The 13231-nt window shown below is 39.7% G+C and carries 10 protein-coding genes; 4 read left to right on the top strand and 6 right to left on the bottom strand.

The genetic code is table 11. The features are described 5' to 3' along the window. The first annotated feature begins 194 nt into the window (after positions 1 to 194). From A9P82_RS12270 to A9P82_RS12255, 4 genes are all read left to right on the top strand, one after another. Entirely contained in the window at positions 195 to 1277 is a 1083-nt protein-coding gene (locus A9P82_RS12270) for a lactonase family protein (protein ID WP_197492169.1), read from the top strand. 65 nt (positions 1278 to 1342) lie between these two features. Then, a complete protein-coding gene (locus tag A9P82_RS12265) occupies positions 1343 to 1813 on the top strand; it encodes a hypothetical protein (RefSeq protein ID WP_066208248.1) in 471 nt (156 codons plus the stop codon). 128 nt (positions 1814 to 1941) lie between these two features. Then, positions 1942 to 2673, top strand: a complete 732-nt coding sequence (locus A9P82_RS12260; protein WP_066208246.1) for a hypothetical protein — start codon at positions 1942 to 1944, stop codon at positions 2671 to 2673. A gap of 168 nt (positions 2674 to 2841) precedes the next feature. Further along, positions 2842 to 3672: a polysaccharide deacetylase family protein gene (locus tag A9P82_RS12255; protein ID WP_066208244.1), complete on the top strand. Its 831-nt coding sequence runs from the start codon at positions 2842 to 2844 to the stop codon at positions 3670 to 3672. Positions 3673 to 3745: 73 nt separating this feature from the next. Here the strand turns inward: A9P82_RS12255 and greA are convergent, their stop codons facing one another. From greA to A9P82_RS12225, 6 genes are all read right to left on the bottom strand, one after another. After that, positions 3746 to 4219 (bottom strand): transcription elongation factor GreA, encoded by a 474-nt coding sequence (gene greA, locus A9P82_RS12250; RefSeq protein ID WP_066208242.1) that lies wholly within the window; start codon positions 4217 to 4219, stop codon positions 3746 to 3748. Between the two features lie 118 nt (positions 4220 to 4337). Continuing rightward, positions 4338 to 5264: an NAD(P)-dependent oxidoreductase gene (locus A9P82_RS12245; protein ID WP_066208239.1), complete on the bottom strand. Its 927-nt coding sequence runs from the start codon at positions 5262 to 5264 to the stop codon at positions 4338 to 4340. Positions 5265 to 5384: 120 nt separating this feature from the next. Next, a complete protein-coding gene (gene rsmA, locus A9P82_RS12240) occupies positions 5385 to 6170 on the bottom strand; it encodes a 16S rRNA (adenine(1518)-N(6)/adenine(1519)-N(6))-dimethyltransferase RsmA (protein ID WP_231891156.1) in 786 nt (261 codons plus the stop codon). A gap of 172 nt (positions 6171 to 6342) precedes the next feature. Next, positions 6343 to 8535 (bottom strand): glutamine synthetase III family protein, encoded by a 2193-nt coding sequence (locus A9P82_RS12235; RefSeq protein ID WP_066208237.1) that lies wholly within the window; start codon positions 8533 to 8535, stop codon positions 6343 to 6345. Between the two features lie 152 nt (positions 8536 to 8687). Next, positions 8688 to 10040 carry a sensor histidine kinase gene (locus tag A9P82_RS12230; RefSeq protein WP_066208235.1) on the bottom strand — a complete coding sequence of 451 codons (1353 nt, stop codon included), beginning with the start codon at positions 10038 to 10040 and terminating at the stop codon, positions 8688 to 8690. A 250-nt stretch (positions 10041 to 10290) separates the two neighbouring features. Further along, the gene (locus tag A9P82_RS12225; protein WP_082915337.1) at positions 10291 to 13086 is read right to left on the bottom strand and encodes an outer membrane beta-barrel protein; all 2796 of its coding nucleotides are present in this window, start codon (positions 13084 to 13086) and stop codon (positions 10291 to 10293) included. Positions 13087 to 13231: the final 145 nt, after the last annotated feature.

The raw sequence follows: 13231 nt of genomic DNA, 5'->3' as shown, positions 1-13231 counted from the left end.
AATTTTCAAAACTCCGACCGACTGTCTCTTTTTCTTTGATAGTCGGTCGGAGTTTTTTATGACACGAACCAATCTAATATAATATAACTACACGATTTCAATATCTTTGTTTGAATTAAATAATCATGCGAAAATTTCTTATTGGCTGTATAGCTCTCTCAATCACAGCTGCAAGCAGTTGCAAACCATCCAAAATGAGCAATAACAAAGAATATGTATTGGCGGGAACTTACACCGCAGGCAACGCAAGCGGCGGCATTTATTTATATGATTTTGACGAAGACAGCGGTACGCTCAATCCTGTTTTTCATACTGAAAATATTTTCAATCCGTCTTATCTCGCATTGACGAAAGATGAAAAATATTTGTACGCAGTTAATGAAAATACCGATGCAAATACTAAAGGCGGCGTGTCTGCTTTTGCTTTCGATAACAGAACAGGGAATATCAATTTTTTAAATTCACAGCTTTCCAACGGCGATGCGCCGTGCTTTGTTTCGGTAGATTCCACGGGAAAAAATGTGTTTGTTGCCAATTACAACGGCGGCAATTTCTCGGTTTATAAAACCAACGATTCGGGCAAGCTGTCGCCAGCCGTGCAAATTATCGCGCATTCAGGTACGAGCGCCAACAAAAAAATTCAAACGCAGTCGCATGTTCATTCAACATTCCTGTCGCCCGACGAAAAATATTTATTTGTATGCGACTTGGGCAACGACACTTTGTATCAATATCCTTTCAACGCAAATGATGTAAAACCCGTGAACGAAGCAAATGCAAAAAAATACAAAGTTTCGGCAGGTTTTGGTCCGCGCCATTTGGTTTTTTCGCCTAATAAAAAATTTGTGTATCTGTTGAACGAGCTGGAAGCAAAAATAATTGCTTACTCTTTTCAGAATGATTCGCTCACTTACTTGCAAACAGTAACATCCACCGACGTAGAAGATACCGCAAATGCCGATAAAGGCAGCGCAGCAATTCGTATTTCGCCCAACGGTAAATTCCTTTATGCCTCCAATCGCGGTAAAGCAAATGATATTACCATTTTTAAAATAAAAGAAGATGGAACTTTGCAAGAAGTCGCCCACGTACCGACAGACAAACATCCACGCGATTTTAATATTTCGCCCAACGGTAAATTTTTATTAGTAGCTGCGCGTGATGACAATTCCATAAAAATTTATAAAATAAATGAACAAACAGGCTTGCTCACTTACACGCAACATTCCGTAACGTTGCCGATGCCGGTAGCATTGATTTTCGCAACAAAAAAATAATTTTCATATATAAATAATTTACCTACCTTAACATCCTTAATTTACAAAAAATAAACCCTACACCTATGTTCGACGAACTTTTAAACTTAGTAAAAGAAGCAACGGGCTCAGCCGTAAATAATACGCCCGATGTCTCAAACGACCAGACAGATGCGATTGCTCAACATGCACACGGATCCATCCTTAGTGAACTTCAGGCGGCAGTTGCAGGCGGTGGGCTTTCCAGCATTATGGGAATGTTCGGCGGCGGTCAAAGCAACAGTAATGTCGCAGGAAATGCAACCACGCAAAACATTGTTGAAAAAGTTGCCGGAAGCCTTGCATCCAAATTCGGCATTAGCCCGGAAACGGCTTCGTCTTTAACTTCGTCCATTATTCCGACCGTGCTTAGCAAACTTTCCGGCAAAGCCAACGACCCAAACGACAATAGCATCAGCCTGGGCGGTATCGAAAGTGCATTGTCCGGCTTAATGGGCGGTAGCAGTAATAACAACTCTACAGGCGGACTTTTAGGTACATTGAAAAATCTGATTTAATTATTCCTCATTTTTGAACCTAACAATAAAATCCGGAGAGGCGTTCTTCGGATTTTTATTCATTTATTTATATTTTCATTTCTTTAATCTATCTTTAAGCTAATTTTTTCATTTAAAAAAATAATGCCATGTCGGAACAAAAAGTTTTTGAAGCAAGCGCCGAGAGCAAAGGACAAGCCAAGCAACTCCGCCTCTTTGCATTTTTGGCTTGGCTCATTGCCATTGCCGGCGAAATATTTGCCATTATAAAATTAAAGCACGGTCAGCTCAATCTTACATGGCTGATTGTGTCCATTGTAGTTATTCTCATTCTGTCGGTCGTGGGTTCTACGCTTTGGAAAAAAGCCAATCGTTTAGACCCGGCATCGGAAAAAGACGGAGCGAAGTTTTTCATTCAAAACCAGCTTGGCGCTATTATGAGCGTGCTGGCTTTTCTACCGTTAATCATCATCATTTTTACCGATAAAAAACTGGACGGCAAAACCAAAGGAATTGCAGGTGCAGTAGGCATTATCGCATTACTGATTGCAGGCATTACTGGCGCAGATTTTAATCCGCCGTCGATTGAAAAATATTCTGCGCAACTGAATGCACAGGATTCTGTTTTAACACAGCTTACAGGCAAAACAAACAGCACAGTTTATTGGGCACCCAATAGTGAAAAATACCATCTCTATCCAGATTGTCAATACATTAAAGGGCACGCAGGTGTAGCGCAAGGCTCGCTTGAAGATGCATTTAAAGCCAGAAAAATAGGTGATAATGAACTTTGTTCTGCTTGCGAAAAAAGAGCGGAGAAAGAACATAATGCTTCTTTAACCAACTTACCTGCAAGCAGCACAGCAGACAGTACGAAATAATTTTTTTCATTTTTTGGGTAAAGCTCCGGGGCGATTTCGTTTCAGGGCTTTTTTTGTGTACAACCCATTTGCAAATCATCAATTTTTCCACAAACAAAAAACTTGGTACAATTTTCATCTTCTTTACCAAAGAAATATATAGCTTTAATTTTATAAAAATTTCAACCTATGTTACTGAATAAAAATATAGCAGTTGCAGCGTGTTCCATCGCGACAATTTTTGCATTTTCCGCTTGCAAAAACGGTAATAAAAATGCAGCAAACTCAGCAAAAGATTCTTCAGCCGTTTCCACAGTTTTGAAACCAGGCTCGACCATCAAATTAGATTCGACAAAAAAATATGTGTTCCTTACTTGGGACGACAGCCCGCAACCACCCGGCACAAGCAACGTTTTGCGCGTGTTTAAAGAGCAAGGCGTAAAAGCAACTTTCTTTTCCGTAGGCGCCAACGCCTTTGACCCGTTGCGTAAACGCATTCTCGATACACTGCACAACAGTTATCCGCAATTCTTAATGGCAAATCATAGCTGGACGCATGCAAGCAATAAATACAGATGGTTTTATGCGCATCCGGACAGCGCCTTGAACGATTTTATGAGAATGCAAAACACATATAATATCGATGTAAAAATTATCCGTCTGCCGGGTATGAACTCCTGGGTTTTGAATAAAGAAATATCCGGGCAAAAAACACCTTTGCAAGTTTGTCAGCGGTTAGATTCTTTAGGTTATTCCGTCATCGGTTGGGATGTGGAATGGCAGCAAGGCAAAGGCTCTACGCCGGTTCAAAGCGCAGAAGCAATGGCAAACATGGTTAAAACAAAGCTGGCAAATGGCGAAACCAAAGCGCAAAATGCAATCGTTATTTTGTCGCACGACAGGTTGTTTGGCAAACCCCAATATGCCGACAGCCTTGCAAAGTTCATTACGCTGCTGAAACAAGATACGAGCATTGCTTTTGAAACCATTGACCATTATCCTTTGGTTCAGGGTAAATAATTTTTCTTCGGAAACAGAAAGAGGCTGCAACGATTTTTTGCAGCCTCTTTTCGTTTCAAGCGTTGAAAAATATTTACACTGAAATCTTATCCACTTTAAATTTTAATAAGCCATTGGGCGCTTTTATTTCCGCCACTTCGCCTACTTTTTTACCCAGCAATCCTTGTCCGATGGGCGATGCAACCGAAATTTTCCCTTCTTTCAGGTTTGCTTCTTTTTCGCCTACCAACTGGTATGTTACGGTCTTTTTTGTCCCCGTATTTGTAATAGTAACTTTGGTCAATACAGAAACTTTGCTTGTATCAATCTCGCTTTCATCAACAATGCGGGCATTGTGCACCAGCGTTTCCAATTTCGCTATTTTTGCTTCCAGAATACCTTGTGCTTCTTTGGCTGCATCATATTCCGCATTTTCACGCAAGTCGCCTTTTTCCCGGGCTTCGGCAATAGCGCGCGAAGCTTCGGGGCGAAGTACGGTTAGCATGTGATGCAATTCCTGTTTCATTTTTTCAAAACTTTCTTTTGAAACATACATTACGTCGCTCATAGGAATTATATTTTTATGTTACACAAAAAAAATACAACGCCACAAATGAATGTGGCGCTGCACAATTGATTTCAATCATTACGAAGATAAAAAATCTTTTCTTAAAAAAATAAAAAAATTACGAAAACAATCTAAGTTTTTGTAAGACCACCTCACTCATTTTATAAAAGGCTTCATGGCTGTAACCCGCAATGTGCGGCGTTAAAATCACATTGGATTTTGCCGCAAGCGCATCCAGCAACCGGAATTCCGTATCGGAATAAGTATCTAATTTTTCATTTTCCAAAACATCCATGCCTGCGCCGGAAATTTTTCCGTTTTCCAAAGCGCGCAACAATGCCGGAACGTCTGTAACTTTTCCTCTGCAAGCCGTGATGAACAAAGGTTTTCTTTCCAATGAATTGAAAAATTCATCATTGGCATAATGAAAAGTTTCATCAGTCAATGGAAGGTTCAAACTCACAACATCTGCATAACGGAATATTTGTTCCAATTGCGCTTCGCGAATGTAATCGTGCGCAAAATCAAATTTGTATTTGTCGTGCGCCAAAACCGTTACGCCAAAAGGTTGCAGCAATTTTGCAAACGCGCCGCCCGTGTTGCCAAAGCCGATAATACCGACCGTTTTTCCGGTAAGCTCTGTGCCGCGGTTGGCATCACGAATCCATTTGTGCGTCTTCACTTCATCGAAGGAAGAAGAAATTTTATTCAATAAATTCAGAATCAAACCAAGTGAATGTTCCGCAACGGCGTTTCTGTTTCCTTCGGGACTACTCACACATTGAATACCTTTGGCTTCGGCATAAGGAACATCAATTAATTCCATACCGCTTCCCAAACGCCCAATCCACTTGAGTTTCGACGCTTTGTCGAGAATATTTTTATCTATTTTCAATCGCGTGGTTACAATCAATCCGTCAATTTCGGGAATGATATTTTCCAATTCTGCATAAGTGATTGTTGGTTGATATAAAACTTCAAATCCTTTTTGTTCCAATGTATTTTTTAAAATATCGTGCGCTTTCGCGGTAATGATTGCCTTCATTTTTTTAATTCATTTTATTTGTTGTCGGCAAGAGCCGACAGAATATAAATGCGAAGCGAGGACGCTTCGCATAGCGTCATTCAATTATTGTGTTAATCCTATAATGCGCCTAATCATGGTTCACATTTTAAAAGTGAGTTTCGCAAAGTCTTCAACACTTAATTGCTCGGCTCGTTTATTGAAAATTTCGTCTTGCAAAACTTCTGCGCTGAACAAAGATTTTACAGCGTTGCGCAAAGTTTTTCTTCGCTGATTAAATGCTGTTTTTACCAACACAAACAATTTTCGTTCGCTTTGCAGCGCAAAAGTATTTTCTTTTCGCGTGAGTTGTATAACGCCGCTCATCACTTTGGGCGGCGGATTAAATGCTGTCGGCGGCACGTCGAACAAATATTTTACTTCGTAAAACTGTTGTATCAATACACTCAAAATCCCGTAATCTTTTTTTCCGTTATTGGCTGCAACACGCTGTGCAACTTCCTTCTGAAACATTCCGATAACAATGGGAACTTGCTGTTTCCATTCGAGAACTCTGAACAAAATTTGCGAAGAAATATTGTAGGGAAAATTGCCGATGACCACAAATTCATTTTCAAAAGGAACAGTAGTTTCAAGAATACTTTCGTTGATGATTTTGCCCTGGATGGCAGGGTAATTTTTTTCGAGAAAATCAACTTTTTCTTTGTCTAATTCTATCGCCTTAAAATCGATGTTCGGAATTTGCAGCAGGTGTTTTGTAATGGCTCCCGCGCCGGGCCCGACTTCTGCCAACTGCGTGAAATGCAGCGGAGACAAGGATTCCACAATTTTTTTACAAATATTTTCGTCCTTTAAAAAGTGTTGCCCCAGCGATTTTTTGAGCGTGTATTCCTGCATAATTGTGCGCAAAGGTAAGATGTTTCGCATAGAGCGCACAGAGAAATTGACGCACAAAGCGTTTATGGTTGTTGGTCAAAAGATGCAACAACGGCGAAATTGAATTTTTTGTTATTCTGCAGGAAAATATTTCAAAAGGAAAAGGCACAAAGAAAAAATCTCTGTGCCTTATTTATTTTGTGTTCTCTGTAAGAAACACAAATTATCTCAACAACAACATCTCGCGGTATTTAGGTAAAGTCCATGATTCGTTGTCAACTAAGTGTTCCAACTTGTCCACATGATAACGGATTTCGTCAAAGAACTTCGCTTTTACCTGGCTTTCGTAAGCAATAGCTCGTGTGCGAACGTCTGTGATAGCGTTTGCTATTTTGCGTGCTTCTGTCATTTCATGCACTTTGGTATAAATTGCCTGAATGTGGTCGGAAAGACGTGCCAGCAATTCGCTTTGCGCTTTGTACGACGTTTCCGCCAAACCTAAAGATTTTAATGACTGAATGTTCCCTGCTACTTTATTTTGATAAGCAATTGCCACAGGCAAAATATGGTTCAGCGCCAAATCGCCCATGATGCGACCTTCGATTTGCACTTTTTTCAGATAATTTTCCAGCTCAATTTCGTGGCGTGCTTCCAACTCGCGATGCGTATAAATACCCAACCCTTCAAACAATGTTTTTGCCTTATTGGTAGCCAAAGCATCAAGCGCTAAAGGTGTTGTTTTTACATTCGGCAAGCCGCGTTTTTCAGCTTCTTTTTCCCATGCTTCGCTGTAACCATCGCCTTCGAACAATACAGCTTTGCTGTCCACAATGTATTTCTGCAAGGTTTGCATTACGGCAATTTCCTTCTTCGTTCCTTTTGAAATAATTTCATCTACTTCTGCTTTGAACTTGATAAGCGTATCTGCAAGAATTGCGTTCAACGTAATCATTGCATTGGCACAGTTTGCAGAAGAACCCACTGCACGGAACTCGAATTTATTTCCTGTGAAAGCAAACGGCGAAGTACGGTTTCTGTCCGTATTATCGAGCAACAATTCCGGAATCGATTTATGCAAATCCAATTTCAGAATAGCTTCATCCTGTTCATCAAATTTTTCATCAACTCTTGTTTCGATATCGTTCAATACTTTGGTCAAATATTCGCCTACGAATACAGAAATAATTGCCGGCGGCGCTTCGTTTGCACCCAAACGATGGTCATTGCTTGCAGATGCGATAGACGCACGCAGCATATCAGCATTATCGTGCACCGCTTTAATAATATTAATGAAGAAAGTAAGGAACAATAAGTTTGTTTTCGGCGTTTTGCCCGGCGCTAACAAATTAATTCCTGTATCTGTCGCTAAGCTCCAGTTGTTGTGCTTACCACTTCCGTTGATGCCGGCAAATGGTTTTTCGTGCAACAACACTTTCAATTTGTGGCGTTTTGCAACGCGCGTCATTACATCCATCAACAAAATGTTGTGGTCAACAGCAATGTTTACTTCTTCAAAGATTGGCGCAACTTCGTATTGTGCAGGTGCAACTTCGTTGTGGCGTGTGCGTAAAGGAATACCGAGCTTGTACGCTTCGGTTTCAAAATCGCGCATGAACGCATATACCCTGTCGGGAATGGAACCGAAATAATGGTCTTCCAATTGCTGACCTTTAGCAGGCGCAGCGCCAAATACCGTACGACCTGCCTGAACTAAGTCCGGACGCGCATTTGCCAGCGCTTCGTCGATAACAAAATATTCCTGTTCCCAGCCTAAAGTAGGCGTTACTTTTGTTACATTTTTATCAAACAGATTTGCCACGTCCACCGCAGCTTTTCCCAATGCTTCCAATGCTTTCAGCAACGGCGCTTTGTTGTCCAAAGATTCGCCCGTGTAGGAAACGAAAATGGTAGGAATACACAATGTTCTTCCGCCTGCAATTTCATAAATAAATGCCGGAGAAGATGGGTCCCAGGCTGTATAACCGCGCGCTTCAAAAGTTGCGCGAATACCGCCGTTGGGGAAAGAAGATGCGTCCGGCTCTTGCTGAATTAAAGTAGCACCGTCAAATTCTTCAATTGGCGTTCCATCGCTTTTGAGCGTAAAAAATGAATCGTGCTTTTCTGCGGTTGTACCTGTCAACGGCTGAAACCAGTGTGTATAATGCGTTACACCTTTGGCTTCTGCCCAGGCGCGCATACCGCTTGCGATTTGATTTGCCAGACTTCTGTCTATTTTTTTGCCGCTTTTAACGCTTGCTACCAAGCTTTTATATGCCTCGTCGCTGAGGAATGCGCGGGCTTTATCCAATGAGAATACATTTTCCCTAAAGATTGCAGTTACTTTTTGCGTAGCTTCTCCTGCCTTTATTTCGGCATCGCTCGTTAAAGAACTGATTGCGCTGAAACGTAATGACATAGTTCTATTAATTGTTTAAATTAAAAATTTTTAAATGTTGTGCAAATGTAATTTCATTTGTCCAAATGTATATGATTTCCGCACATGAATGGCTAAATTTATTTTAAAATAATGTATTTTTCACAAAGAATGATTTACGCAAACGATTTCGTTCAGGTTAAGGGTAATTCGACTGTAAACGTTGTTCCTTTTCCTAAAGTGCTCTCTACTTTTATTTTGCCTTTATGCGCATCTATAATATCTTTCACATACGTCATTCCGAGTCCGAAGCCTTTTACGTTGTGCAGGTTTCCCGTATGGGCGCGGTAAAATTTTTCAAAAATTCTTTTGACCGATTCTTTGGACATACCGATTCCGTTGTCTTTCAGTTGTACTACTATATTTTTAGCTGAATTGGTTGTGGTAATTACGATTCTCGGCGGTACATCGGGCTTGGAATATTTAACTGCATTATCAATTAAATTATTGAATAAATTGGTAATATGCACTTCGTCGCCGGAAATCAAATCGTTTGCAGCGTTGAGATGTGTAATCGCTTGTCCGGCTTTGTCTTGCAATTGCAAAGAAAAATTATCAACCAAGCCGCGGATAATATCGTGTACATGAAGCTCTGTTTTGTTTAGCTGAAGCTCTTCTTTTTCCATCAAGGCAGCTTGCAATATTGTTTCCACATGCTTATTCATTCGCTTGTTTTCTTCTTTGATAATACCGCCAAAGTACTCTGTTTTTTCTGCATTACCTTTCACTTTCGGATTATGCAAAGCATCGATTGCCAAAGAAATAGTCGCGAGCGGCGTTTTAAATTCATGCGTCATGTTGTTGATAAAATCGCTCTTGATTTTACTCAAATTTCTTTGTTGCAGCATATTGCGGACCGTCAGATAAAATGCAGAAATTGTGATGAGCGTAAGCAATGCAGAGCCGATTAAAATCCACGTTAACGAATGCCACGCCTGTTTGCTGATGTAAGGCATGAGAATCGTCAATGTTTCATTGGAAATAATAAATCCGTTGCTTATATCGGTCCTGGGATTTATGGGATAAGAATAGTTAAATGAGTTTGCCGCATACGCGGGGTCTTCATTAATTTTCTGGCTCACGTTTGCAAAGTCTGGGGAAAGATATTCGCTAATGCCGGTAATGATGGGTCCGTAATAAATACAATACTCAACATTGCTTGCTTTCAAATCGTTTTTTGCCAATATTTTCCTGATAATATTATTTACTTCCGTTGCTGTGAGTCTATAGCTGATTTTATTGCTAAACGGGTCCGGTGGAGCATTAAACGAAGGCATTTGAAAAGCGCGGTTGTTCAGTCTTATAGATGCTATGGACTGTGTGCTTCCCAACGAATCTGCAATTTCTCTCCCGGCGAGGTCGAGCTTGTACATAATTTTTTGTTCCTGCGTTTGAACAATGTTGAATACCCAGTTGATTTGTAAAATCACAAAGCCAATCAGCGACAAAGCCACCAACACTAAACTTACCGGAATCGCTTTCTTCATTTAACGAGATTGTTTTTCTAATTGAACAAATATAACATTTCGGTAAATTAAATTTCTTTATCAGTAATTTTTTGGAAGATAATTGTGAGTTATACCGGCTTTTCAACAAAAATAAAACCGGACAAGCCGAAGAAAATTTCGACCTGTCCGGTTGAGTGCGGAAGATAAAAAACGCTTGAATACCTTATAAGATTTTAGACATATACGAAGATATTTTTTCTACTTTAGATTATACAATAATCAAGACATACTACGACCCTTCGTCTTCAGATTCTTTATCGTTTTCATAACGCTTCTTCCAGTCTTTTAATGCGTCTTTACTTCTTTTTACACCGAACTTATGAAGATTATACGTGAATGATATAAGGGCATATCTTTTTAGAATATTGGTCATGGTTTGTTGGCTGTAATTTTCGCTTCTCTGAAAGTTCACGCCTTTATTTTCATTCAATATATCATGCACCGAAATACTGATTTCTCCTGCATTATCTTTAAAAAGATGCTTGATAATGCCCGCATTCCATAGCGGAATACTCACGTTTTGCCCCGGAGCATTTCCATTGTAAAAAGTGTAATCAAAACTGGATGTTATTTCCCAACCCGAAGCTGCATACCACGTTCCGTCGAATGACGTAGATTGAGAATAATAATTCAGATTATCATCATCACTTATATCGCCATAAGTTGCAATGTTGTATGCGGGCGTTATGGCTACATTGATGTCGAACAATTTATCCATAGAAGTTGACCAACGAATGCTTTCGGAAAGCGCCGTGTTGTATGTAAAATTCATGCTGCTGTCAATAAGACTTGCAGAACGATTGTTTCTCACATCCGTTTTAAAATCAAAATTGGATTTAGGCGACATCAACGGAAGACCATAGTCCAGCGAACCGTGTAAATTGTAGCTTCCGTCAAGATTGACTGGCATGGTAGATTGTCCGCCGTTTTCCAGATGTGTTATCGAATTAACAATATTGTTATGAATAAAGTTTGCATCTAAGAAAACGAAAAAAAACTTTTTACCGGAATTATTAACATCATTATATCTGAACTGAAAATGATTATTAAAGTTTTGTTTAAGATTGGGGTTTCCGGACGTGATATTAAGCACATTTGAACTATCCACAATAGGCTGCAACTGGGCAATTGCGGGTTGATTTGTGCGCCCTTCATAACGGAAAATCAGTTTTTTGGTTCTTGAAATATTGTACGTAAGTCTCGCCGTAGGATAGAGATTTGTATAATTATCTACAATCGTGTAATCTTTTGAAAGATTATTGCCTTCTTTCTTTCCGAATTTCACGCCACCCGACAGGTTGAAATTGATTATTCCGTTATTGTATCTGTAACCTATCACGGCGTTGTTGGACGAAAAATTATTTTTGAAATCATTTGTCAGCTCAATATTCGGAATGGAATAATCATTGGTTGAGCTGTCAAAATCAAATGTCTTTCTATTTGAAGTATAGGTCGAAAAAGAATTATTGTACTGCAATTCCAACTGCTGATTTTGAGCAATCGGCTCGGTGTAAGTCAATGTGGAAGAAAGAGAATTATTATTGCCGTCTGTTTCGTTTCGCTGATTGGTTACATCGTCCGGCGCAATTCCGAAAAACTGCATACGTGAATAGTTGTTCCCACCGTTGCTGCTTTCGCCGTTTGAATATTGCATATCCAATGTAATTCGTCTTCCTTTTTTTGCAAAAGAATGAGCATAAGTAGCGCTCACATTTATATTGTGCCCGCTGTTGTGATTCGTTCTATCGGCATAAGTTATGTTCTTAGGAATACTTTCGCCACCGGAAAGACTGTCTATTTCTGTCGAAGATTGTGTGGATTTATTTGAGCTGTTGAAAGATATGCTCGGTCTTATTCTCAATTCATCTGTCGAATCAAATTTTGTATCAAGATTTAAGTTGATAGAATGGTTTTGCGTAAGTGTGTTGGATGTGTCTAAACCGAGATTATTATTGTTCAATGCGGAGTCGCTGTAAAAATTCTGTCTTATGCTGTTTTGTAAAAGCTTCACATTAGTATTGTTATAATGATAATCTACGCTGAAATCCGTCTTTGCTTTTTTGCCGTTCCATGTATTTCCGAAGAAAGCATTTCCTGAACCTGTTTTCGTCAATCCGTTTTGATTGTTTTGGTCGGCACGGGTAAAGCCCTGAACATTCACATTATTCATTTCGCCCACCAATCCCATTTTTACATCGCCGTCAAAATGAAAAACGCGCGCATTTAACGTATATAGCGGGTCTTTTAATGTAGCTTCATCGTTTCCCGCACCAAGAGCGGAACGTCCGAACCAACCAAATTTTCTACTGGGTTTGGTAACAATATTAATTGTTTTGATAGTTATACCATCGTCGAAACCCGAAAGCTCGCTTTGGTCGCTTTTACCGTCAAATATCTCTATTTTTTCAACAATATCTTTAGGCAAATTTTCAATTGCCAGTTTCGGGTCGTTGCCGAAAAAACGTTTGCCATCCACAAACACACGCGTTACCTGTTCGCCCTGCGCCGTAATAACGCCGTTCTTATCAACCTCTACACCTGGCAGCTTGCCCAACAAGTCTTCCACCGTTGCGTTAGGTTTAGTTCCGTAAGATGCTGCGCTATATGATGTGGTATCGCCTTTTAAACTTGCAGGAACTGATGCATTGATGATGACTGTACCATTGTCATTGTATATTTGCTCCATATTGACATTGCCCAAATCAATATTCGGCTTTACTTGTGTAATGCCTATGAATTTATTTATCGGCTGATAACCGAGATACGATACACGCAACATATACACATCGGGCGCAAGACCATGAAACGAAAACTTACCCTGATTGTCAGATAATGTACGCAGCACTTTTGTCGTGTCTTTAGCATCAACAAGCGATACGGTTGCCTGACTTAAACCGGACGAAGTATCTATCCGCGAAGTGTCCACAAGCGTTCCGCTTAAAGAACCTGTTGTTTTCTGTGCATTTACCAAAGAAAAAGACAGGCATAATAATATTACAAATAATACAATTCGATTAGATATCATGATATACAGCTTAAATGTTAAAACAGCTCGGTATAATCTGCAAATTATTGCTTCTTTTGTAAAGGAAATACTTATTAATTAACCAATTACTAATTCAGATATTAATTTCCTTATAAAAGTTTATCTGAATATGAACTCAACAAAT

The sequence above is a fragment of the Arachidicoccus sp. BS20 genome (assembly GCF_001659705.1).
Classification (GTDB): Bacteria; Bacteroidota; Bacteroidia; order Chitinophagales; family Chitinophagaceae; genus Arachidicoccus.
This window is presented reverse-complemented; position numbering and strand designations above follow the sequence as displayed.

Excerpts from the sequence above, each read along its gene's own strand:
- A9P82_RS12270 (WP_197492169.1), top strand. The coding sequence starts at position 195 with ATGAGCAATAACAAAGAATATGTATTGGCGGGAACTTACACCGCAGGC.
- A9P82_RS12265 (WP_066208248.1), top strand. The coding sequence starts at position 1,343 with ATGTTCGACGAACTTTTAAACTTAGTAAAAGAAGCAACGGGCTCAGCC.
- A9P82_RS12260 (WP_066208246.1), top strand. The coding sequence starts at position 1,942 with ATGTCGGAACAAAAAGTTTTTGAAGCAAGCGCCGAGAGCAAAGGACAA.
- A9P82_RS12255 (WP_066208244.1), top strand. The coding sequence starts at position 2,842 with ATGTTACTGAATAAAAATATAGCAGTTGCAGCGTGTTCCATCGCGACA.
- greA (WP_066208242.1), bottom strand. The coding sequence starts at position 4,219 with ATGAGCGACGTAATGTATGTTTCAAAAGAAAGTTTTGAAAAAATGAAA.
- A9P82_RS12245 (WP_066208239.1), bottom strand. The coding sequence starts at position 5,264 with ATGAAGGCAATCATTACCGCGAAAGCGCACGATATTTTAAAAAATACA.
- rsmA (WP_231891156.1), bottom strand. The coding sequence starts at position 6,170 with ATGCGAAACATCTTACCTTTGCGCACAATTATGCAGGAATACACGCTC.
- A9P82_RS12235 (WP_066208237.1), bottom strand. The coding sequence starts at position 8,535 with ATGTCATTACGTTTCAGCGCAATCAGTTCTTTAACGAGCGATGCCGAA.
- A9P82_RS12230 (WP_066208235.1), bottom strand. The coding sequence starts at position 10,040 with ATGAAGAAAGCGATTCCGGTAAGTTTAGTGTTGGTGGCTTTGTCGCTG.
- A9P82_RS12225 (WP_082915337.1), bottom strand. The coding sequence starts at position 13,086 with ATGATATCTAATCGAATTGTATTATTTGTAATATTATTATGCCTGTCT.